The sequence below is a fragment of the Actinomadura kijaniata genome, from assembly GCF_014138665.1.
Classification (GTDB): Bacteria; Actinomycetota; Actinomycetes; order Streptosporangiales; family Streptosporangiaceae; genus Spirillospora; species Spirillospora kijaniata.
In genome coordinates, this window is the sequence record NZ_JACJIA010000009.1 from 334,403 (window position 1) to 355,970 (window position 21,568).

General features: G+C 73.6%; 19 protein-coding genes. 14 read left to right on the forward strand and 5 right to left on the reverse strand.

Translation table 11 applies throughout. The features are described 5' to 3' along the window. Positions 1-354 precede the first annotated feature (354 nt). The 4 genes from HNR61_RS31165 (at position 355) to HNR61_RS31180 (ending at position 6,294) form a co-directional block, all read left to right on the forward strand. Positions 355-1,554 (forward strand): RNA-guided endonuclease InsQ/TnpB family protein, encoded by a 1,200-nt coding sequence (locus HNR61_RS31165; RefSeq protein WP_182846715.1) that lies wholly within the window; start codon positions 355-357, stop codon positions 1,552-1,554. A 73-nt stretch (positions 1,555-1,627) separates the two neighbouring features. Next, a complete protein-coding gene (locus HNR61_RS31170) occupies positions 1,628-2,611 on the forward strand; it encodes a LysR family transcriptional regulator (RefSeq protein ID WP_182846716.1) in 984 nt (327 codons plus the stop codon). A gap of 89 nt (positions 2,612-2,700) precedes the next feature. Further along, on the forward strand, positions 2,701-5,262 hold the full coding sequence (locus HNR61_RS31175) for a bifunctional FO biosynthesis protein CofGH (RefSeq protein WP_182846717.1): 2,562 nt from the start codon (positions 2,701-2,703) through the stop codon (positions 5,260-5,262). Between the two features lie 24 nt (positions 5,263-5,286). After that, positions 5,287-6,294 carry a substrate-binding domain-containing protein gene (locus tag HNR61_RS31180; RefSeq protein WP_182846718.1) on the forward strand — a complete coding sequence of 336 codons (1,008 nt, stop codon included), beginning with the start codon at positions 5,287-5,289 and terminating at the stop codon, positions 6,292-6,294. 24 nt (positions 6,295-6,318) lie between these two features. Here the strand turns inward: HNR61_RS31180 and HNR61_RS31185 are convergent, their stop codons facing one another. After that, entirely contained in the window at positions 6,319-7,605 is a 1,287-nt protein-coding gene (locus HNR61_RS31185) for a coenzyme F420-0:L-glutamate ligase (RefSeq protein WP_182846719.1), read from the reverse strand. Then, positions 7,602-8,555: a 2-phospho-L-lactate transferase gene (gene cofD, locus HNR61_RS31190; RefSeq protein ID WP_182846720.1), complete on the reverse strand. Its 954-nt coding sequence runs from the start codon at positions 8,553-8,555 to the stop codon at positions 7,602-7,604. The genes HNR61_RS31185 and cofD overlap by 4 nt, the downstream gene beginning before the upstream one ends. Before the next feature lie 144 nt (positions 8,556-8,699). Here cofD and HNR61_RS31195 point away from each other — a divergent pair, with 144 nt between their 5' ends. Then, positions 8,700-9,641, forward strand: coding sequence for a hypothetical protein (locus HNR61_RS31195; protein ID WP_182846721.1), 942 nt, complete (start codon positions 8,700-8,702; stop codon positions 9,639-9,641). Positions 9,642-9,867: 226 nt separating this feature from the next. Further along, entirely contained in the window at positions 9,868-10,131 is a 264-nt protein-coding gene (locus HNR61_RS31200) for a WhiB family transcriptional regulator (RefSeq protein WP_067821232.1), read from the forward strand. Between the two features lie 353 nt (positions 10,132-10,484). Here HNR61_RS31200 and HNR61_RS31205 read toward each other — a convergent pair whose 3' ends face one another. The 3 genes from HNR61_RS31205 to HNR61_RS31215 form a co-directional block, all read right to left on the reverse strand. Next, on the reverse strand, positions 10,485-10,952 hold the full coding sequence (locus tag HNR61_RS31205; RefSeq protein ID WP_182846722.1) for a hypothetical protein: 468 nt from the start codon (positions 10,950-10,952) through the stop codon (positions 10,485-10,487). A gap of 633 nt (positions 10,953-11,585) precedes the next feature. Further along, positions 11,586-12,470 (reverse strand): esterase/lipase family protein, encoded by an 885-nt coding sequence (locus HNR61_RS31210; RefSeq protein WP_182846723.1) that lies wholly within the window; start codon positions 12,468-12,470, stop codon positions 11,586-11,588. A gap of 137 nt (positions 12,471-12,607) precedes the next feature. Then, complete coding sequence (locus tag HNR61_RS31215; RefSeq protein ID WP_312898187.1) at positions 12,608-13,024, reverse strand: metallopeptidase family protein; 417 nt, start codon at positions 13,022-13,024, stop codon at positions 12,608-12,610. Positions 13,025-13,378: 354 nt separating this feature from the next. Between HNR61_RS31215 and HNR61_RS31220 the strand changes: the two genes are divergently transcribed. From HNR61_RS31220 to HNR61_RS31255, 8 genes are all read left to right on the forward strand, one after another. Next, complete coding sequence (locus tag HNR61_RS31220) at positions 13,379-15,208, forward strand: substrate-binding domain-containing protein (RefSeq protein WP_182846725.1); 1,830 nt, start codon at positions 13,379-13,381, stop codon at positions 15,206-15,208. Then, positions 15,196-16,482, forward strand: coding sequence for a sensor histidine kinase (locus HNR61_RS31225; protein WP_182846726.1), 1,287 nt, complete (start codon positions 15,196-15,198; stop codon positions 16,480-16,482). The genes HNR61_RS31220 and HNR61_RS31225 overlap by 13 nt, the downstream gene beginning before the upstream one ends. Before the next feature lie 61 nt (positions 16,483-16,543). Continuing rightward, positions 16,544-17,278, forward strand: a complete 735-nt coding sequence (locus HNR61_RS31230) for a response regulator (RefSeq protein WP_182846727.1) — start codon at positions 16,544-16,546, stop codon at positions 17,276-17,278. Between the two features lie 107 nt (positions 17,279-17,385). Continuing rightward, positions 17,386-17,763 carry a DUF3499 domain-containing protein gene (locus HNR61_RS31235; RefSeq protein ID WP_067833323.1) on the forward strand — a complete coding sequence of 126 codons (378 nt, stop codon included), beginning with the start codon at positions 17,386-17,388 and terminating at the stop codon, positions 17,761-17,763. Between the two features lie 128 nt (positions 17,764-17,891). Next, entirely contained in the window at positions 17,892-19,241 is a 1,350-nt protein-coding gene (locus HNR61_RS31240; RefSeq protein ID WP_182846728.1) for a phosphomannomutase/phosphoglucomutase, read from the forward strand. Then, positions 19,238-19,420, forward strand: coding sequence for a Trm112 family protein (locus tag HNR61_RS31245; RefSeq protein ID WP_182846729.1), 183 nt, complete (start codon positions 19,238-19,240; stop codon positions 19,418-19,420). Before HNR61_RS31240 ends, HNR61_RS31245 begins: the two co-directional genes overlap by 4 nt. Next, entirely contained in the window at positions 19,417-20,562 is a 1,146-nt protein-coding gene (locus tag HNR61_RS31250; protein ID WP_182846730.1) for an SIS domain-containing protein, read from the forward strand. The genes HNR61_RS31245 and HNR61_RS31250 overlap by 4 nt, the downstream gene beginning before the upstream one ends. Before the next feature lie 2 nt (positions 20,563-20,564). After that, positions 20,565-21,539, forward strand: a complete 975-nt coding sequence (locus HNR61_RS31255) for a cation diffusion facilitator family transporter (protein WP_182846731.1) — start codon at positions 20,565-20,567, stop codon at positions 21,537-21,539. Positions 21,540-21,568: the final 29 nt, after the last annotated feature.

Here is a 21,568-nt window from a genome sequence, read left to right on the forward strand (position 1 = left end):
CCCAGTCCAGCCCGTCGCGGGTGTCGGCGCCGAACAGGACGCCGAGCACACCGAACGCGGTCAGGGTCAGGACCAGTGCGATGAGGGTGAGCATGACAGGAACCGTCCTTCACACGGGTTGTGGGGGTGTGGGGGCGAGCCTTGGCCGGGGCTCTGTGGACGTTCCGCGCGGTTCGTACCTTTAGTTTGACTCCGTCCAACATGTAGGTCCAGCGATCTTTACTGGACGGTTCGTGTAAGGGGTGCTTAACGAAAGCCTCGTAAGAGGTTCCAGCCCGCGAGCGTCGGTAGCTCCATGGATCGATTTCGTTACTCTTCGTCATCTTGTTCGTCTTTTGCTTGTAGAGTCGCCTTATGTCGTCAGCGGCATCGCAGGGCATCGGGAACGCTCGGTACACCTATCGACTCCGCCTGTCGCGTCGCGCGAGCATTGCGTTGCGGCGCGAGTGGGACCGGTGTCGGTGGGTGTGGAACCAGTGTGTTGCGGAATCCCGCGCCGCCCATGCGGCGGGGGAGGAGATCGGCCCGGCTCGGCTGGACAGGATGCTGACCGGATGGCGTGCCGAACACGCCTGGCTCCGCGAAGGTGCCTCGGTGCCGCAGCAGCAGATCATCCGGGACTTCGGCCGTGCCCGTGCCAAAGCGGTCGACGACATCCGCAAGCGGGTTCCGGTGAAGCGGCGAACCGGGATGCCCCGGTTCAAGAGGAAGGGCTTGGCGCTCCCGACGTTGAACTACACCCGGCATGGGTTCCGCCTGAGAGATGGCCGCCTGGTCTTGGCGGGCGGGATAGCGGTGACGGTGGTGTGGTCGCGCGACCTTCCCGGACGGCCGTCGTCTGTACGGGTGTACCGGGATGTCCTGGGGCATTGGTACTGCTCCTTTGTGGTTCCCGCCCGGATCGAGCCGCTTCCTGCCACCGGGAAGGCGATCGGAGTGGACTGGGGAGTGCGCCAGATCGCCACCACCACCAGCGACGACCACGATCTCGCCCACCCTGCTTACGGCAGGAGAGCCGCTGCCACCGTGACCAAGTATCAACGGCAGATGGCCCGTCGACGCCGCCCCCGGGGGCAGGCCGCGTCCAGGGGGTACCAGCGCGCGGCGCGGCGCGCCGCCAAGCTGCACAGGAAAGTCAGACGGCAACGTGTCGACGATGCCCGTAAGTGGGCCAAACGGGTCGTGACCGATCACGATCGGATCGCGGTGGAGGATTTCAGACCCCGGTTCCTGGCCAAGACCACCCTGGCTCGCAAGGCAGCCGATGCCGCCATCGGCACGGCCAAGGCGGAGTTGGTCAACATGGCGCGCAAACACGGCCGCGTCGTCACGTTCGTGAACCCCAAACACACCACTACCGACTGCGCACGATGCGGAGCGAGAACCAAGCACGCGCTGCCGCTGTCGGAACGCACCTACACCTGCACCGTGTGCGGACATACTTCACCGAGGGACAAGAACTCCGCACATGTGATGCTCGTCCGGGCTGGTTTCGTCCCGGCCGGTGATGATGGCGGAAGACCTGGGAGCCCGCCGGGCTTCCAGGCGGCCTGAGCCGGAAATCCCCGAAGTACCCTGTGGCGGGAGGAATCCCTTCCTCTCGCCAACAGGGAGGGGAGGATTCAAGATGCTCGATCTGGAACGGCTCAGGGCGCTGCGTGAGCTGAAGCTGCGCGGCACGGTCGGCGCTGTCGCCGACGCCCTCGGGTACACCCCCTCGGCGGTCTCCCAGCAGCTCGCGCAGCTTCAGAGGGAGGTGGGCGTGCCGCTGGTGGAGAGGGTCGGCCGCCGGTTGCGCCTGACCCGGGCCGGGGAGGTGCTCGCCGAGGAGGCCGACGGGCTGCTGGCCGCCGCGCAGCACGCCGTCGAGGCCAGCCTGGCCGCCAGCGGGAGGGTGGCCGGGACGGTCCGCGTCGTCGGTTTCCAGACCGCGCTGCTGCACGTGCTGTCCCCCGCGCTGCCCGGCCTGGCCGCCGAGTACCCCGACCTGGTCGTGGAGATCCTGGACGAGGAGTTCCAGCGGATGCTCCAGGCGCTGGTGCTCCAGGAGATCGACGTCGTGGTCACCGACGAGTACTCCCATCTGCCGCGCCCGCGCCGTCCCGAGCTGACCGCCGAGGTGCTCATCACCGAGCCGATGCGGCTGGCGATGCCCGCCGACCACCCGCTGGCGGCCTCCGGCGACCCGGTGCGGATGGCGGACCTGGCCGACACCCCGTGGGTGACCGGCCACCCCGGCACCAACCACTCCGACCTGCTGGACCGCGCCTGCGTCGAGCTCGGCGGCTTCCGGCCCCGCATCCGCATCCGCTCCAACGACCTGCTGGTGCTGCGCGCGATGGTCGCCAACGCCGGGGCGGTGTCCCTCATGCCGGACCTCGCCCTGGCCGAACGCGAGACCGGCGTGGTGGTCCGCGATCTGGCCGACGCCCCGGTCCGCCGCCGGATGGTCATGTGGTGGCGGGTCGGCGCGGAGGTGCGGCCGTCGGTGCGCGCGGTGCTGGAGGCGTTCCGCCGGTCGGCCGACGAGCTGGTGGAACGGCGGCCCGGCCTGGTGCGCGGCATCCCGGCGGGGGAGCGGTCGCCGTTCCCGGGACCGGGCGGGGAATAGATCGCCGCGGCCCGTCGCTGTTGCGGACGTCGATCGTTCGGGGCTCCCCGCCCGCCCCGAAATTATGACGATTGGCATAGAGTGCCCGCATGGACGCTGGTGTGACCGAATCCGCCTTGCGACGGGCGTTGGCGCGAGCCCGTGACGGCAAGACCCTCGACCCCTCCGAGGCCACCACGCTGCTGCACGCCCGCGGCGCGCAGCTCGACGACCTGCTCGCCTACGCCGCCCGCACGCGCGACGCCGGACTGGAGGCCGCCGGGCGGCCGGGCGTCATCACCTACAGCAAGAAGGTCTTCATCCCGCTGACCCGGCTGTGCCGGGACCGCTGCGGGTACTGCACGTTCGCGACCGTCCCGCACAGGCTGGAGTCGCCCTACCTCAGCCCCGACGAGGTGCTGGAGATCGCCCGGCAGGGCGCGGCGATGGGCTGCAAGGAGGCGCTGTTCACCCTCGGCGACCGGCCCGAGGACCGCTGGAAGGCCGCCCGCGAGTGGCTGGACGCGCACGGCTACGACGACACCCTCTCCTACGTGCGCGCCATGGCCGTGCGGGTGCTGGAGGAGACCGGGCTGCTGCCCCACCTCAACCCCGGCGTCATGAGCTGGCGGGACCTCCAGCGGCTCAAGCCCGTGGCGCCGTCCATGGGCATGATGCTGGAGACCACCGCGACGCGGCTGTTCAGCGAGAAGGGCGGGCCGCACTTCGGGTCGCCCGACAAGGACCCGGCGGTGCGGCTGCGGGTGCTGGAGGACGCCGGGCGCGTCAACGTCCCGTTCACCACCGGCATCCTGATCGGCATCGGCGAGACGGTCGCCGAACGCGCCGACGCCCTGTTCGCGATCCGCAGGACGATGCGGGAGTACGGCGCGATCCAGGAAGTGATCATCCAGAACTTCCGCGCCAAGCCCGACACCAAGATGATGGCGATGCCGGACGCCGAGCTGGAGGAGCTGGCCGCCACCATCGCCGTCGCCCGCCTGGTCCTCGGCCCGAAGGCCCGCCTCCAGGCCCCGCCGAACCTGGTGGACGACGAGTACGCGCTGATGCTGCGCGCCGGCATCGACGACTGGGGCGGCGTCTCCCCGCTGACCCCCGACCACGTCAACCCCGAACGCCCCTGGCCGCAGATCGACGAGCTCGCCGCGCGGACCGCCGAGTCCGGCTTCACCCTCCGCGAGCGCCTGACGATCTACCCCGAGTACGTCAACCGGGGCGAGCCGTGGCTGGACCCGCGCCTGGCCGGGCACGTCGCCGCGCTCGCCGACCCGGCGACCGGGCTGGCCCGCGAGGACGCGCGTCCCGAGGGCCGCCCCTGGCAGGAGCCGGACGGCGGGTTCGCGGCGTCCGGCCGCACCGACCTGCACGTCGAGATCGACACCACCGGCCGCACGAGCGACCGCCGCGAGGACTTCGACGAGGTCTACGGCGACTGGGACGCCGCCCGGGAGCGCATCGGCGCGCCGGTCCGGTTCGACGCCGACGTCCGGGCGGCCCTCGCCGCCGCCGAGCGGGACCCGGCCGGGCTGTCCGACGACGAGGCGCTGGCGCTGCTGCACGCCGACGGCCCCGAGCTGGACGCGCTCGCCAGGATCGCCGACGACCTGCGCCGCGAGGCCGTCGGCGACGACGTCACCTACGTCGTCACCCGCAACATCAACTTCACGAACGTCTGCTACACCGGCTGCCGGTTCTGCGCGTTCGCCCAGCGCCGCACCGACGCCGACGCCTACACGCTCTCGCTGGAGCAGGTCGGCGACCGCGTGGACGAGGCGTGGGAGGCCGGGGCGACCGAGATCTGCATGCAGGGCGGCATCCACCCCGACCTGCCCGGCACCGCCTACTTCGACCTCGCCCGCGAGGTGAAGAAGCGCGCCCCGGGCATCCACCTGCACTCCTACAGCCCGATGGAGGTCGTCAACGGCGTCGCCCGCACCGACCTGTCGATCCGCGAGTGGCTGATCGCGGCGAAGGAGGCGGGCGTGGACTCGCTGCCCGGCACCGCCGCCGAGATCCTCGACGACGACGTCCGCTGGGTGCTGACCAAGGGCAAGCTGCCCACCGACCAGTGGGTCGAGGTCGTCACCACCGCCCACGAGGTCGGCCTGCCGACGACCTCGACGATGATGTACGGGCACGTGGACACCCCCGCCCACTGGGTCGCGCACATCAGGCTGCTGCGGTCGATCCAGGAGCGGACCGGCGGGTTCAGCGAGTTCGTGCTGCTGCCGTTCGTGCACCACAACTCGCCGATCTACCTGGCGGGCCTGGCCCGCCCCGGGCCCACCGTCCGGGAGAACCTCGCCGTCCACGCCCTGGCCCGGATCCTGCTGCACGGCGCGATCCCCAACATCCAGACCTCCTGGGTGAAGCTCGGCGAGGAGCTGTGCACGCGCGTGCTCCAGGGCGGGGTCAACGACCTGGGCGGCACGCTGATGGAGGAGACCATCAGCCGCATGGCCGGGTCGGAGAACGGCTCGTTCAAGGCGATCAGCGAGCTGGAGGCCATCGCCGAGCGCGCGGGCCGTCCCGCCCGCCAGCGCGACACCCTCTACGGCGAGGTCCCCGCCGAACGCGTCGAGGCCGCCCGCCGCACCGACGGCATCGGGCATTTCGGGAAGCTGCGGAACCTGCCGCTGGTGAGCTCGTGACGCCCGTGCTGTATTACTGACCCCGTGGAGGAAGAGGCGAAGCGGCGGCGGCCCGTCGTCCGGGCGGCCGCCGTCGCCGTCGCCGTCGCGGCGGCCGGGGGCGGCGTGTGGGCGTCCGGGGCGTTCGGCTCCTCGTGCGACGGCTCGCCCGTGGAGATCCGGATCGCCGCGCAGCCCGGGCTCGCGCCCGCGCTGAACGAGATCGCCTCCCGCTTCAACGCCGAGGGCCGCCGGGTCGGCGAGGACCGCTGCGCCCGCGCGGTCGTCGAGCCGGTCGAGCCCGCCGCGTACGTGCGCGCCCCGACCGGCGCGGACGTGTGGATCCCCGAGTCGGGGCTGTGGCTCGGCGCGGCCCGGAAGAGGGGGCAGCGGAACGTCCCGCCGTTCGGCCGGTCGATCGCCACGACCCCGGTCGTGCTGGCCGCGCCCCGGCCCGTCGCCGCCGAGCTGCGCGACGCCGGCGCCACCGCGAGCTGGCGGCTGCTGCTGCGCGACCGCGCCGGGGGCCTGGAGCTGGTCCGCCGCGCCGTCGACCCCGCCCGCGGCATGGCCGGAGCCGTCACGGCGCTCGGCCTGGCGCGGGCCACCGGCGGGCAGGCCCCGCCGCGCGAGGTCACCCGGGCGCTGCTGCGCGCCACCCCCAGGGCGGGGCCGTTCGACGGGATCACCGCCGCCGAACGCTTCGACCGCCATCTGCTCGCCGCCGGCGAGCAGGCCGTGGTCGCCTACAACCAGGCCCACCGGCCGAACCCCCTGGCGGCGCTCGCGCCGCGCGAGGGCACGCTCCTGCTGGACCACCCCTACACGGTCCTCACCAAGGACTGGGCGCGCGCGGACGCCGCCGAGGCGTTCCGGTCCACGCTGGGCGCGCGTGCGGCGCTGGACGTGCTGCACCGCGGCGGGTTCCGCACCCCGGAGGGCACGTTCCCCGCCGCCCACGCCCAGCGCCTCGGCCTGCCCGCGGAGATGCCGAGGATCCTGCGCCTGCCGACCCCGAAGGAGACCGAGCGGGCCATGGCGCCCTGGCGTTAGCGGACCGGCGTCAGCGGACCGGCGCTAGCGGACCTCGATGAACGCCGCCGGGTCGCGCGGCGGGCGACCGCGCGGGGGAGCGGCGGCGTGGCCGACGCCGACCGCGCCCATCGGGTCCCAGTCGTCCGGCAGGTCCAGGGACTCGCGGACCACGTCGCGGCAGAACATCGTGCTCGACACCCAGCACGAGCCCAGCCCCTCCACGGCGAGCTGCACCAGGAGGTTCTGCACGCCCGCGCCGGTCGCGACGACGAACATCTCGCGCTCGGCGGCGGCGCGCCGCTCGTCGGGGTAGTCGTGCGAGCCGTCCATCACCAGGCACGGCACGATCAGGTAGGGCGCGCGGCGCAGCACGTCGCCCCGGCGCAGCCGCCTGGCGATCGACTCCTCGGTGAAGCCGTCGCGCCGCAGGTCCGCCTCCCACGCGTCGCGCATCGCGTCCAGCAGCTCGGTCCGCGCCCGCTCCGACTCCAGCAGCACGAACCGCCACGGCGTGGTGTGGTGCGGCGCGGGCGCGGTGATCGCGGCGGCGACGGCGCGGCGCACCGCCTCCCCGTCCACCGGCTCGCCGGTGAACTCGCGGATCGTGCGGCGCGCGTACAGCACGTCGGCCGCGCCGTAGCGGAACATGTCCTCCGCCGAGGGGCGCACCAGCGCCCGCGCGCCCGGCCCGTCCTCCTCGGTCACCAGCGGGCCGAGACCCCGCACGACCGCGATCGGCACGCCGTCGAGCTTGCCCTTCACCAGCTCGGCGGCCGAGGCGATCTCGTCGGCGACGGCGGTGACGGTCGCGCTCAGCGGGTTGCCGTAGGCGTCCTCGCGGCCCCGGAAGTCGTGCAGCGGGCGCAGCCCGGCGACGCCGATCGCGTTGTCGGTCAGCCCGTTGCGCCAGGGACGGCCCATGGTGTCGGAGACGATCACGGCGACGTCGCGGCCGGTCCGCGCGCGCAGCGCGGCGCGGATGCGGTGGGCCGAGGCGTCGGGGTCCTCCGGCAGCAGCAGGACGGTGCCGGGCGCGGTGTTGGAGGCGTCCACCCCGGCGGCGGCCAGCACCAGGCCCTGGCGGGTCTCCACGATCCGCGTCTCGCCGCCGGCGTGCCGGCGCCGGGCCACGACCCGGACGGTCTCGGCGTCGATCGCCTTCTCCCGGTCGTCGGCGACCAGGACCCGGCCCTCCGCCTTGCTCACGATCTTGGAGGTGACCACCAGCACGTCGCCGTCCTCGACCAGGTCGGCCGGGACGAACGCGGCGATGTCGTCGCCCTCCCCCACCTCGGGGACATCGGGGATCCCGAACACCCGCACGTTCACGCGGCCGGCCCTCCCGACAGCTCCCGGGCCAGCCCGACGGCGGCGGCGGCGATCGCCCGGGTGGCGCCGGCGTCGCTCATCAGCAGCGGGCGCGACCGCACCGCGATCCCGTCCACCGCCACGCCGGCGTCGGCCTCGTCGACCAGCCAGCCGTCCAGCAGGTCCGGCCCGTAGTGCTCGGCGACGGCGCGGGCGGAGGTCTCCACGCCGATCGCGGTCAGGCACGCGTCGGCCATGCCGCGCACCGGGGCGCCCCCGATGATCGGGGAGACGCCGACGACGGTCTTGGCGGCGACCGCGTCGCGGATGCCGGGGATCGCCAGGATCGTGCCGACGCTCACCACCGGGTTGGACGGCGGGAGCAGCACGAAGTCGGCCGACTCGATCGCCTTCAGCACGCCCGGCGCGGGCCTGGCCTCCTCCGCGCCGACCGGGACGATCGACCGCGCCGGGAGCGCGGCGCGCAGCCGCACCCACCACTCCTGGAAGTGGATCGCGCGGCGGCCGTGCTCGGGGTCGTCGACCACGACGTGCGTCTCGACCTGGTCGTCGGTCATCGGGATCAGCCGCACGCCCGGCTTCCACCGGTCGCACAGCGCCTCGGTGACCGCCGACAGCTCGTACCCGGCCGCCAGCATCTGCGTCCGCACGATGTGGGTGGCGAAGTCCCGGTCGCCCAGCCCGAACCAGGACGGCCCGACGCCGTAGGCGAGCAGCTCCTCCTTCACCGTGAACGACTCGCCGGCGCGGCCCCAGCCCTGCTCCTCGTTGATGCCGCCGCCGAGCGTGTACATGACGGTGTCCAGGTCGGGGCAGACCCGCAGCCCGAACAGCGAGATGTCGTCGCCGGTGTTGCCGATGACGGTGATGTCGGCCTCGGGGGCGGCCGCCTGCAGTCCGCGCAGGAAGCGGGCCCCGCCGATGCCGCCCGCCAGCGCCACGATCCTCATGCCGATCAGCCTAAGGGCCGCGGCGGGCCGGGCCGGACACCGCCCGGCGATCAAGGGCGGGGCGGCGGTCAGGGCGGGGATGTGCGAAGCTTTTCGAAGAAACCGTTTGCCGTGACCGTGACAGCACCGCCGGGAGATGTCGCCGTGAACAAGGAAGCCGTCCAGCGCCTGCGCGAGCCCGCCGCCTGGGTCCTGCTGGGGGCCGCCGGACTGCAACTGCTCGCCGGACTGATCGCCCTGCTGGCGGGCGGCGTCAGCGGCGAGATCGCCGGTCAGGAGGTCGGCAGCTCGTTCAAGTCGCGCGCCCTGGCCGAGATCACCGGCGGGTTCTTCACCCACACCGGCCAGGTGCTGCTGGTGGTGCTGGCGGTCGCGCTGTCGGTGTGGGCGACCGAGACCAGGCAGGCCCGCACCGTGGTGATGGGCGCCCTCGGCGTGCTGGGCGGCGTCGCGCTGTTCGGCGTGGTCGCGTGGCTGAGCGCGATGCTGGTGCCGTCGGGCCTGGCGAGCGCCGCCGACAAGCTGGCGGTGTTCCTGTACGGCGCGGCGCGGCTGGCGGTGGTCGGGCTGGCGATCTGGTTCGTCCTGACGGTCTTCAAGGGGATGCAGCCCGCGCGCCCGCAGGCCCAGCCCGGCCAGGTGGGCCAGGGCGGCTACCCCGGTTTCGGCCAGCCGCAGGGGCAGCAGTTCGGGCAGCCCCAGCAGCAGTTCGGCCAGCCGGAGCAGCAGTTCGGCCAGCCGCAGCAGGGCCAGCAGTACGGCCAGCAGTTCGGCCAGCCCCAGCAGGGCTACGGGCAGCAGCCGCAGCAGTTCGGCCAGCCGGAGCAGCAGTACGGCCAGCCCCAGCAGCAGTACCAGCAGTACGGGCAGCAGCCGCAGCAGGGGCAGCAGCCCGCCGAGGAGGAGAACGTCGGCGAGTGGACCCGCGCCTACGGAGGGGCGGGCAGCGACACCGGGCAGCCGGGTTACGGACAGCCCGGTCAGGGGTACGGACAGCCGCAGCAGGGGCAGCAGCCGGGCCAGCAGCCCGGCGAGCAGCCGCCGAACGAGGGCGGGGACTGGTACCGCGACAACCGTCCGTCGTAGTGATCTCCTGATTACCCCAGGTGAAGCCGCGTTTATCTGATCTCTGGTCAAAGCAGATCGCGGTGCTACCCCAAAAACCCCTCTTTGTCCCTTCGGAAACTGGTTCCGCTTGACGGGGCAGGCACTACACACGTGTAATTTCGTGGGTGTAGTTCTATGCCTTCTCGGGGGATGGAGCTGGAGGGAAGGCATCGACCAGGGGGCTCCACGGGCTAGGAGGTGCGCTGTGAGCGAGGTGGTCATCCCGCTGGCGCACGGCACAGACGGCGAAGAGTTGGGCTGGCAGGAGCGCGCGTTGTGCGCGCAGACGGACCCGGAGGCGTTTTTTCCGGAGAAGGGCGGCTCCACTCGCGAGGCCAAGAAGGTGTGCCGGGCATGCGAGGTACGGGCCGAGTGCCTTGAGTACGCGTTGCAGCACGATGAACGTTTCGGAATTTGGGGGGGTCTGTCGGAGCGGGAGCGGCGGAAGCTGAAGCGTCAGGCCGGGTGACGGCCGGCCGCCGCGGGCAGGGGGCCCGCGGCGGACCGCGTTCCGACCCGCCGTCCCGGCCCCTGCCGGGGCGGCGACGGGACGCACGGCGCCGTGCGAGGGGGAGGCAGGGCATGCGCGCACGCGCGAACGCGGGTGGGCCGGCGCCGACCGGAACCGACTGACCAGGACCGACCGACGAGGACCGACCGACCGGAACCGACACCGCTACCGAACACGAAGCGACGGCCCGCGCGTCATGCGCGGGCCGTCGCGTCACCACGGGAGGGATTCCCTCCTGTCACCGGCCGGACGATCGGGGGTTTCCGCGGTCACGGAACGCCCGGCCGGAGTCTGGCGGGGGCGGTCGCGGGTCAGCGCACGCCGCGACCCGGGGTCACGACCTGGGGCTTGCCGCAGTCGTTGCCGGTGCCCTTGCACACCTTGAAGGTGATCTTCTTGATGTTGGCGGCCTTGACCTTGGTGGCCACGGTCTGCGGCTTCAGCTTCGCCCCGAACGGCACCTTCTTGACGATGTCCCTGCCGGTCTTGAGGTCGATCGTGTACTGCAGGGAGGCGCGGACCTTCAGCCGGTTGTAGCCGGAGTAGTGGATCCGCACGTTGCTCGGAACGAAGAGGACCTGGCCCTTGACGCGCACCTTGGACATGCCGGTGCACTTGGCGGCCTTCGGCAGGCACACGTCGAAGGACTTGGTGGGCTTGCCCGTGGCGTGGATGTCGGCGTGCGCGGTGGCGGTGCCGAGCATGCCCGCGCCCATGGCCAGGCCGAGGCCGCCGACGACGGCGGCGCGCTTGACGGCGATCGCAGGGGAGAAGCTCATTTTCTCATCCTTTTCGGATTGAGGGAGGGAAGGGCGGAGCAGGGATGTTCCGCCGTTCATTCCGGAAACGGGGGGTCGGGTACTCGCATTTCTGGAGGTCGTGCCCGGCTACGGGAAAACGCTGTTCACGCCCGCCCGTGGATTCCGGACGCCCTTCCGCGGCCTGCCGGCCGGCCGGGTGGGGCGCCCGCGCGAGAGGGCCGGGCGGCGGCTCGGCCACTTTCCGGTCCTGTGGGCCTCGCGATGGCGTACCCGCAGGTCCGTGAGGGAGACGCCGGGCTGCGCGACGGGTCCCGGCCGGGACGGCGGCGAGCGCCTGCGCCGTACGGTTCGACATCTGCCTTCTCCTTTCCCGCGAAGATCGGACACGACCGTGGGGAACGGTATGGAGTTCCAGGTCCCGGCCGCCAGGAACCGTGGCACTAATGCGCCTGGTGCCTGACTCCCAATTTCCGGGCGGCGGCGCGCCCACATCGCCTTTCTGCTTGTTCCGGCGTCGGCGGCGGTGACAGGATCCCGGTGAAATACGGCGCCGGATTCAGGAAACGGTGGCCGGTGAGGCGACGGGCCTCGGACCCGGCAGGGGAGGCCGGGGCCGAGGCCCGTCGTCGTGGGTGAGGGGGAGCGGGAGGATCAGGCGGAGGAGCCCGACAGCACCCGGTGGAGCAGCAGCAGCGGGCCGGCGCCCGTGCCGCTGCGCCAGGTCTTGCCGAAGTCGTTGGAACGGCTCGCCTTCCAGGTGTTGCCGGTGCCCTTGTTCTTGACCGTGCTGTGCTCCAGGCCCTGCCCGGCGGCGTACTTCACCTTGCGCTTGGCGCGCATCCCGGTCGCCGACCCGGTGGTGATCATGTCGTCGTCGGAGGCGCCGACCAGCGTCCACTCGGTGCCGCCGGAGCCCTGCGGGTTCTGGCCCGCCCAGCGCAGGAACCCGCTGTTGGGGCGGACGTCGCTGCACTGCTCCCAGCCGCGCACGGCCAGGCAGCTGGTGCCCCAGCTGGTCCCGGTGTGCGGGGTGCTGTAGGTGACGGCGTACCGGACGAGCAGGCGGTCGGGCCAGTCCTTGTTGGCCCCGTACCGCCGGGTGCCCTCCAGCGCGGCCCGGATGACCAGCCCGCCCATGGAGTGCCCGACGACCGCGACGGGCTTGCCGCTCTTGCCGTAGTGGTTGTGGATGTCCCAGGCGAGCTGCCGTCCCAGCTCCTGGATGCGCGTGTTGAGGTCGCCCTTGAACTTGCGCGTGCAGCGGGTGTCCTTGGCGTAGTACCCCCACGTGATCATGGGGGTGGTCCAGCCCTTGGCCCGCAGCGCGGAGATGGCGTTCTTCCACGTGCTGTCGCAGTTGATCCGGGCGTCCCCGGCCCGGCTGTGGTTCCAGTCGATGCCGTGCACGAAGTACACCGGCAGGGCGCCGGCGGCCGAGGCGGGGGCGGCGGTCGCGACGGCGGCGACGGCGGTGGCGGACAGCGCGGTGGACAGGACGGCGGACAGCGCGGCTGACCGCGCGGCGCGGGAGGGCATGGCGGCGTCCCTTCGGGGTGGTGCGGAACGGCCGTGATCGCCATGATCAGGGCCGTTGATCACCCTGTCGGGAGTCGGGGGAGGCCGGTAGGTACCCAGGCACTATTCACCGCCGGGCGGGCAGGGGCGCGGGCGGGTCAGTCGTCGGGGGAGTCGTAGCTCGGGTCGACCGACTCGGGGGCCAGGCCGAGGAGGTCGGCGACCTCCTCCACCAGCAGGTCGCGCACCAGCCGGGCCGTCTCGCGCTCGCCGGAGGCGCGGACCTCGACGGGGCGCCGGTAGACCACGATCCGCACCGGCCGGCCCGCGCCGCCGGACAGCGTCGCCGACAGCGGCACCGGCCCCTCGGAGCGGGGCTCCACGTCCGGGACCTCCATCACGGCGAACTCGACATGGGTCAGCTCCTGGTCCCAGCGTTCGGTCAGCCGGCGCACCTCGTCGTGGACGAGGTCGTCGAAGCGTTCCGCGCGGGTACGGGAGATCGGCGCCAACGGGGGCGTCAGGGGGCCGCGGAGGCCGCGACCGTGACGGTCACGACGCCGCACGCCAGCCACACGGGATCGCACGGTTCCCAGCTTACCGCCCGTCTCCGGAGGCCGTCCGGCCGCGCCCGGCCGGCCGGCCCCGAGGGCGCCCGGCCCGCCGCGCTGGTACTGGAGCATCAGACGACCTTAGTTTTTGATCAAATTTTTGGGCCTGGAGTACCAGGTAGAGCCACTCCAGGAGAGCATGGGGCCGCCGGAACCGCCCGGTCCGGTTCATGATCGTGGCTAAAGTGACACAACGGTGCCCCCAGGGCACCGATGGGCCGATGATTGACGAAGGGTCGCTTTCGGTTGGGTCCCTCAACGTCGGATTCGGACGCGGACGGGCCCGTCCCGTCCCCGTTCCCTTCCTGGGACGAGGCGGTGGTCGTCGAGGCGCCCGGCCGGGCGCCGGGCGCCGCGCCGAACCCGTTCACCGGACCGGGGTCGCTCCCGGGGCCGGGGGCGCTGGCCTCCCGGCGGCTGCGGCGCAGCCGGGACCGGCTCACCCTCGCCGTCGCCGCGGCGCTGGGCCTCGGCCTGCTGCTGGGCGGGGGCGGCTGGGTGGTGGCCGTCCGCGGCCCCTCCTGCGACCCGGCGGCCCTGCTGACGGTGACCGCCGACCCCGCCGTCGCGCCCGCCGTCACCGCCGTCGCCGCCTCCCTCAACCAGGCGCGCCGCAAGGCGGGACGCTGCGCGGCCGTGAAGGTCTCCGCCGGGCGGTCGGGGGAGACCGCGGCGCTGTTCCGCACCGGCCGGGGCACCCCCGACGTGTGGATCCCCGACTCCTCGCTGTGGCTGGACATGCTGCCGCGCGCGATCCGGCCCGCCGCCGGACGGCCCCCCGCCTCGGTCGCCTCCTCGCCGCTGGTGTTCGTGCTAACCACCGCGGACGCCCGGCGGCACCGCTCGGAGCTGGACCGGCGGGCCTGGGCGGCGTTCGGCCCCGGCGTCGCCGCCGACCGCGTGTTCCACGCGGCGAGGGCCGCCACGCCCCGCTACCTGCTGCGGGTCCCCGACCCGTCGCGGACCGGGACGGGGATGCTGACGCTGCTGGCCCTGGAGTCCACCGTCCACGCCACGACGGCGCGCGGCGTCACCGCCCGGTTCGCCGCGACCATGCGCACCGTCCGGACGCTCCCGGACGGGACGGACCTGGGCGCGGCGCTCACCGGCGTGGGCGAGGACGGGCCCGCCGAGGTCGCCGTGGTCCCCGAGCACCGGGCGTGGCGGCACACCGGGACGCGCGCCGTCCGGCCCGTCGAGACCGTCTACCCCGCGCGCGGGGCCCCCTACCTGGACTTCCCGTTCTTCGTCGCGGCGCGCGGCGCGGCCGACGGCCGGACCGCGGCGGCGCTGCTGGCGGAGCTGCGCGGCGCCGACGGCACCGCCCAGCTCCGGCGGGTCGGGCTGCGCAGCGCGGCCCGCACCGCCCCCGCCCCGGCCCGCCCCGGCGAGGACGCCCACCCCGTCGCCGCCGCCTGGGAACGCGCCCCGGCGCGCGCGCCGCGCGCCCTGGAGCTGGCCCGGCCCGGCGCGGCCGCCCGGGTGCGGGAGAGCTGGCGGCGCATCGGGCAGAACCTGCGGGTGCTCGCGGTGATCGACCGGGCGGGCGCCCCGCCCGGCGACGCGCGGGCGCGCGCCGAGGGACTGGAGGCGATGACCGGCGCGCTCGACACGGGCCTGACCCTGATGGCGCCGAACACGGCGTTCGGGATATGGGAGGTCACCGGGCGGCGCCGCGCCCCCCACCGGCCGCTCGTCCCGGTGCGGCGGCTCAGCGACCGGATCCCCTCCGGGGTCACCCAGTTCTACCGCCTCGACCGGGCGCTGGACAGGCTGCGGAACCGGACCCGGCCGGCGCCGTCCCGCCGGGGGCTGAACGCCGCCGTCCTGGCCGCCCACCGGCAGATGGAACGCGAATACGGAGACGGACTGAACGTCGTGCTGGTGTTCACCACCCGGGGTGGACGGGAACCCCTGGAGCCCGACCACGCCGCGGCGGTGCGGTCGCTGAGCCGGTCGTTCCGGTACGACCGGGCGGTGAGCGTCGTCGTGGTCGGCTTCGGCGACGGGGTGCCGCCCGGACTCCGGCAGCTCGCCCGCGCCACCGACGGCGGCGCGTACCACATCAGCAGCCCGGACCGGCTCCTGGACCTGTTCAAGACCTCCGACGGCCTGCGTGTCTGCGACGATCCGCGATGCTCCGACTGACCCGCGGCGGCCGGGCCGCCGAGACCCCCTCCTGCGCCGGTCCGGGCGCCGCCCGGCTGGCGGTGACGTTCCGGCTGGTGCTGGTGCTGCGCGCGCTGCTGATGGCGATGGCGCTGGTGCTGACCCCCGTCGCGGAGTGGACCCCGAACCTGCTGGGGGCCGTCGCCGTGGTGGCGGTGGCGACCGTGCTGGCCGAGGTGCGCTGGCGCACCGTGCTGGAGTGGCTGCTGCGGCATCCCGTGCTGGCCTGCCTGGACGCGGTGCTGGCGGGCTCGGTGCTGGCGATGGGCGGCGTGTTCGGGCCGTTCTTCCTGTTCACCGTGATGACGTCGGCGCTCGCCGGGGTGCTGTTCTCCTGGGGCCCGGTGCTGCTGGTCAGCGGCGCGCAGGTCGCGCTGTGCTACGTGGCGATGGCGGTGGGGCCGGGGCTGCCCGACCCGGGCGCGCCCGGCGTGCTGATCGGGCTCCCGGCGTTCTACCCGCTGACCGCCTGCGCCGGGGTGGCGCTGCGGGCGCTGTTCGACCAGTACGCCGAGGTCGAGGACTCGCGGCGGCACGTCGAGACGATGCTCGCCGCCGCCGAGGAGCGCGCCCGCCTGGCCCGCGAGATGCACGACTCCCTCGCCAAGACCCTGCACGGCATCGGGATGTCGGCGGCGGTGCTGCCGGTCTGGATCCGCCGCGACCCCGACCGCGCCGAGCGGACCGCCCGCGACATCGTCGCGGCGCTGGGGGTCGCCACCCGCGAGGCGCGCGGGCTGATCGCCGAGCTGCGCGACGACGCGCACGTGATGCCGCTGGCCGCCGCCGTCCGGCGGGTGATCGCCGAGTGGGGTCGCGAGGACGGCGTCCCGGTGCGGGTGACCGTCGCCGACGAGTCGCCCGACCGGTCCGACCCGTCGGGCGCGGGACCGCTGCCCCGCACGGTCCGCTACGAGATCGTCTCGGTGCTGAAGGAGGCGCTGGCCAACGTCCGGCGGCACGCCGCCGCCTCGGCGGTGGAGGTGCGGCTGTCCTGGCGCGACGACGCCGTGGAGCTGGCGGTGCGCGACGACGGGCGGGGCTTCGCCATGCCCGCCGGGGAACGGCTGGACCCGCTGGCCCGCGCGGGCCACTACGGCCTGGTCGGCATGGCCGAGCGCGCCCGCCGGGTGGGCGGGCGCCTGGCGGTCTGGTCGGCCCCCGGCCGCGGCACGCTGGTCACGATGACGGTGCCGGTGCCGCCCGCCGAGCTCGGTCCCCGGCCCCGACCGACCGCCCGGAGCGGCCGATGAACCGCGCCGGGACCCTGATCTCCCACCCCACCCTCATCTGAACGGAAGGGACGGAGCCGCGATGGAGACGCACCCCGCCGCCCCCGCCGCCGGGACGGCCGTCGAGCCACCGGTGCGCGTGCTGGTGGCCGACGACAACCCGATCGTCCGGGCCGGACTGGTCAGCCTGCTGGAGGCGGGCGGGCTGACCGTCGTGGGCGAGGCCGTGGACGGCGCCCACGCCATCGAGCAGGCCCGGCTGCTGCGGCCCGACCTCGTCCTGCTGGACGTGCGGATGCCGGGCACCGACGGCGTGACCGCCGCCGGGCCGATCAGCGCCCTGACCAAGGTCCTGATGCTGTCCTACGACGACGCGCCCGAGGTGGTGGGCGCGGCGATCCGCGCGGGCGCGTCCGGGTACCTGGTGCACGGCTCGTTCGACGTGACCCGGCTGGTGGAGGCCGTCCGCGACACCGTCGCGGGCGTGGACTGCCCGCTGTCCCCGGCGGCGGGCCGGGCCGTCGTGGCGGCCCTGCACCGGGACGCCCCGGCCGGTCCCGAGCCGCACCACCCGCCGCAGTACGCGCTCGCGGCGCATCCCGCACCGGCCCCCCCGTGCCCGCTGTCGCGGCGCGAGAGCGAGGTGATGCACCTCATCGCGCGCGGCCTGTCCAACGGCGAGATCGCGCGGAGCCTGGTGATCTCGGAGTACACGGTCAAGAACCACATCAACCGGATCTTCGCCAAGCTGGGCGTGCGCACCCGGGGCGCGGCCATCGCCCGCTGGCTCGGCACCGCCGGCGGTGACGGGCAGTGATCACCGATGGCGTGATTGTGATCATTGCCGGGGAAATTGACCGGTAACGGCGACACGTGCCGCGTGGTGGTGGCGGACGCGACGATGGAGGGGTACGGTCGGCCATCGTGAGCCCCGTCCGAATCTGCTCCCGCACTGCCTGCAAGGCGCCGGCAGTGTTCACGCTCACGTACGTCTACCGCGACTCCACCGCGGTCCTGGGGCCCCTCGCCACGTACGCCGAGCCGCACTGCTACGACCTGTGCGCGGAGCACTCCGAGCGGCTCACCGCGCCCATGGGCTGGGAGCTGGTCCGGCTGCCGGTGGAGACCCCGAGCGAACCGAGCGCCGACGACCTGGAGGCCCTGGCCGACGCGGTCCGCGAGGCCGCCAAGCCCGCGCCCGGCGGCGTCGAGCCGGTCGGGCAGGCCACCGAGGTCGGCCGCCGCGGGCACCTGCGGGTGCTGCGCTCCGAACCCGCCGGGACCCAGCCCACCCAGGAGTAGGCCCGCCGCCTCCCGCTCCGGTCCCGCCGGGCGTCACCGCCGTCCGCCACCGGCGGGCGGGCCCGCGTCCGGCGGGTCTCCCGGTAGGCTCGTGGCCTGTCAATCCGTCGGAAATGGGGAGCACGGGAGTGGGCGACCTCGCCAAGATCTTCAAGGCGTACGACATCCGCGGGCTGGTGCCGCAGGAGCTGGACGCCGAGACCGCCGAGGCGGTCGGCGCGGCCTTCGTGCGGGTGACCGGCGCCGCCGCGGTCGTCACCGCCCACGACATGCGCGAGTCCTCGGCGCCGCTGGCGGCGGCGTTCGCCCGCGGCGCGACCGCCCAGGGCGCGGACGTGGTCGAGGCCGGGCTGGGCTCCACCGACATGCTCTACTACGCCTCCGGCGTGCTGGACCTGCCCGGCGTGATGTTCACCGCCAGCCACAACCCGGCCCGCTACAACGGCATGAAGCTGTGCCGCGCCGGGGCCCGGCCGATCGGCCGCGACACCGGCCTGGCCGAGATCCGCGAGCTGGTCGAGCGGGGCGTCCCCGCCCACGACGGCGCGCCCGGCGAGATCACCCAGCGCGACCTGCTCAAGGGCTACGCCGACCACCTCAAGACCCTGGTGGACCTGTCCGGCATCCGCCCGCTGAGGGTCGCGGTGGACGCGGGCAACGGCATGGGCGGCCACACCGTCCCCACGGTCCTCGCCGGCCTGCCGGTCGACCTGGTGCCGCTGTACTTCGAGCTGGACGGCACCTTCCCCAACCACGAGGCCAACCCGATCGAGCCCGCGAACATGCGCGACCTCCAGGCGAAGGTCCGCGAGACCGGGGCCGACCTCGGGCTGGCGTTCGACGGCGACGCCGACCGCTGCTTCGTCGTGGACGAGCGCGGCGAGATCGTCTCCCCGTCCGCGATCACCGCGCTGGTCGCCGCCCGCGAGCTGGCCAAGTACCCCGGCGCCTCGATCGTGCACAACCTGATCACCTCCCGCACCGTGCCGGAGGTGATCGCCGAGAACGGCGGCGCCCCGGTCCGCACCCGCGTGGGGCACTCGTTCATCAAGCAGACGATGGCCGAGACCGGCGCGGTGTTCGGCGGCGAGCACTCGGCGCACTTCTACTTCCGCGACTTCTGGTTCGCCGACTCGGGGATGCTGGCCGCGCTGCACGTGCTGGCCGCCCTCGGCGAGCAGGACGGGCCGCTGTCGGAGCTGCTGACCGCCTACGACCGGTACGCCGCCTCCGGCGAGATCAACAGCGAGGTCGCCGACCAGGCGGCGGCGACCGACCGGGTCCGGGCGGCGTTCGCGGGGCGGCCCGGCGTTACGATCGACGAACTGGACGGGCTGACCGTCGGGACCGACGACTGGTGGTTCAACCTGCGGCCCTCCAACACCGAGCCGCTGCTGCGCCTCAACGCGGAGGCGGGGGACGAGGCCACCATGGCCCGCGTCCGGGACGAGGTCCTGGCGATCGTGAGGGGGAAGTGACGGTGAAGCTCGATTCCTGGCTGCTGGAGATCCTGGCCTGCCCGAACTGCGGCGGAGGGCTGGAGCCCGACGAGGCCGCCGAGGAGCTGGTCTGCACCGGCACCTGCGGGTACGCCTACGCGGTCCGCGACGGCATCCCGGTACTGCTGGTGGACGAGGGGCGGGCCCCCGCCCGATGAGCGACGCGGTTGACGAGGGACGTCTGGCGGACGCGGCCTCGATCGAGGCCGCCGACCCCGGGGGGATGCTGCGGCAGGTCGCCTCGTCGGCCGCGCAGATCCGGGAGGCCCAGCGGCTGACCGCCGAGGCGGGGATCGCCGCGCTGGCGCGGGACGGCCGGCCGCGCGCGATCGTGGTGACCGGCATGGGCGGCTCGGGCATCTCCGGGGACGTGCTGGCGGCCGTCGCCGGGGTGGGCTGCGCCGTGCCGATCGTGACGGTGCGCGGCTACCGGCTGCCCGGCTGGGTCGGCGCGGCCGACCTGGTGATCGCGGTGTCCTGCTCGGGCGGCACCGAGGAGACCCTCGCGGTGGCCGCCGAGGCGGCGCGGCGCGGGGCGCGGCTGCTGTTCGTGGGCGGCGCGGACTCGCCGCTGGCCGAGCTGGCCGAGCGCGGCCGGGGCCTGTTCGTCCCGGTCCGGTCCGCCGGCCAGCCGCGCGCGACGCTGTGGGGGCTGACCGTCCCGCTGCTGCTGGCGACCCGCGAGCTGGGGCTGCTGGACGCCCCCGACGCGGTGTTCGAGTCGGCCGCGACCCGGCTGGAGGACATGGCCAACCGGTGCCGTCCGGACAGCGAGCCGTTCGTGAACCCGGCCAAGCGGATCGCGCTGGACCTGGCGGGCGACCTCCCGCTGGTGTGGGGGACCTCGCCGCTCGCCGGGACGGCCGCCTACCGCTTCTGCTGCCAGCTCAACGAGAACGCCAAGTACCCCGGCGTCCACGGCGAGCTGCCGGAGGCCGACCACAACCAGGTGGTGGCGTTCGACGGGTTCTTCGCGCGCGCGGCGGGCGGCGGCCCGGGCGACCCGGACGACTTCTTCCGGGACCGCGCCGACGACCCCGAGCACGGCCTGCACCTGGTCGTGCTGCGCGACACCGAGGAGCACCCGCAGGTGGCCAAGCGCCGCGAGGTGTCGGTGGAGCTGGCGCGCGACCGGGGCGTCGCGGTCACCGAGATCATGGCCGAGGGCGATCATCCGCTGGAAAGAATCGCCACCCTCGTCGCGCTCGGGGACTACGTCACGGTTTACTTGGCTATCGCGCTGGGAGTCGATCCCACGCCCGTGACGGCCATCCAAGAGCTTAAAGCGAGGATTGCGTAGATATGAGTGCAGAAGGCGGTACCAAGGCGATTCTCGCCGCCCTGGTCGCGAATCTGGGCATCGCCACGGCCAAGTTCGTCGCGTTCGGCTTCACCGGTTCGTCGTCGATGCTGGCCGAGGGCATCCACTCGGTCGCCGACTCCGGGAACCAGGCGCTGCTGCTGGTGGGCCGCAAGCGCTCCGAGCGCCGCCGCACCCGCAAGCACCCGTTCGGCTACGGACGGGAGCGCTACTTCTACGCGTTCGTCGTCGCGGTGGTGCTGTTCACCGTCGGTGCGGTGTTCTCGCTGTACGAGGGCTACCACAAGATCCATGAGGCGACGACGCATCCGCACGCCAAGATGGACTCGCCGGGCTGGGCGTTCGGCGTCCTGATCGTCGCGATCATCCTGGAGACGTTCTCCTTCCGCACCGCGATCAAGGAGTCGAACCTGGTCCGGGGCGACAAGTCCTGGTGGCAGTTCATCCGCCGCGCCAAGGCCCCCGAGCTGCCGGTCGTGCTGCTGGAGGACCTGGGCGCGCTGGTCGGCCTGATCCTGGCGCTGGCGGGCGTCACGATGGCCGTGGTCACCGGCGACCTGGTCTGGGACGGCATCGGCACCGTCTGCATCGGCGTGCTGCTGGCCGCCATCGCGATCATCCTGGCGATCGAGACCAAGAGCCTGCTGATCGGCGAGGGCGCCGACCCCGAGCAGGAGGAGCGGATCATCGCGGCGCTGGAGTCGGTCGAGCAGGTCGAGCGCGTGATGCACATCCGCACCCAGTACGTGGGTCCCGAGGAGATGCTGATCGCCGCCAAGATCGCGGTGCGCCACGACCACACGGCCGCCGACGTGGCCCGGGGCATCGACGCCGCCGAGGGGAGGATCCGCGCCGACTTCCCGGAGGCGACGCTGATCTACCTGGAGCCGGCGCTGGGCGACGACGACGCGCACACCCCGCCCACGACCAAGCCCGAGGCCCCGGCCTCGTCCTGACCCGCCGCCTCGCCGTACGGGCGTCCACC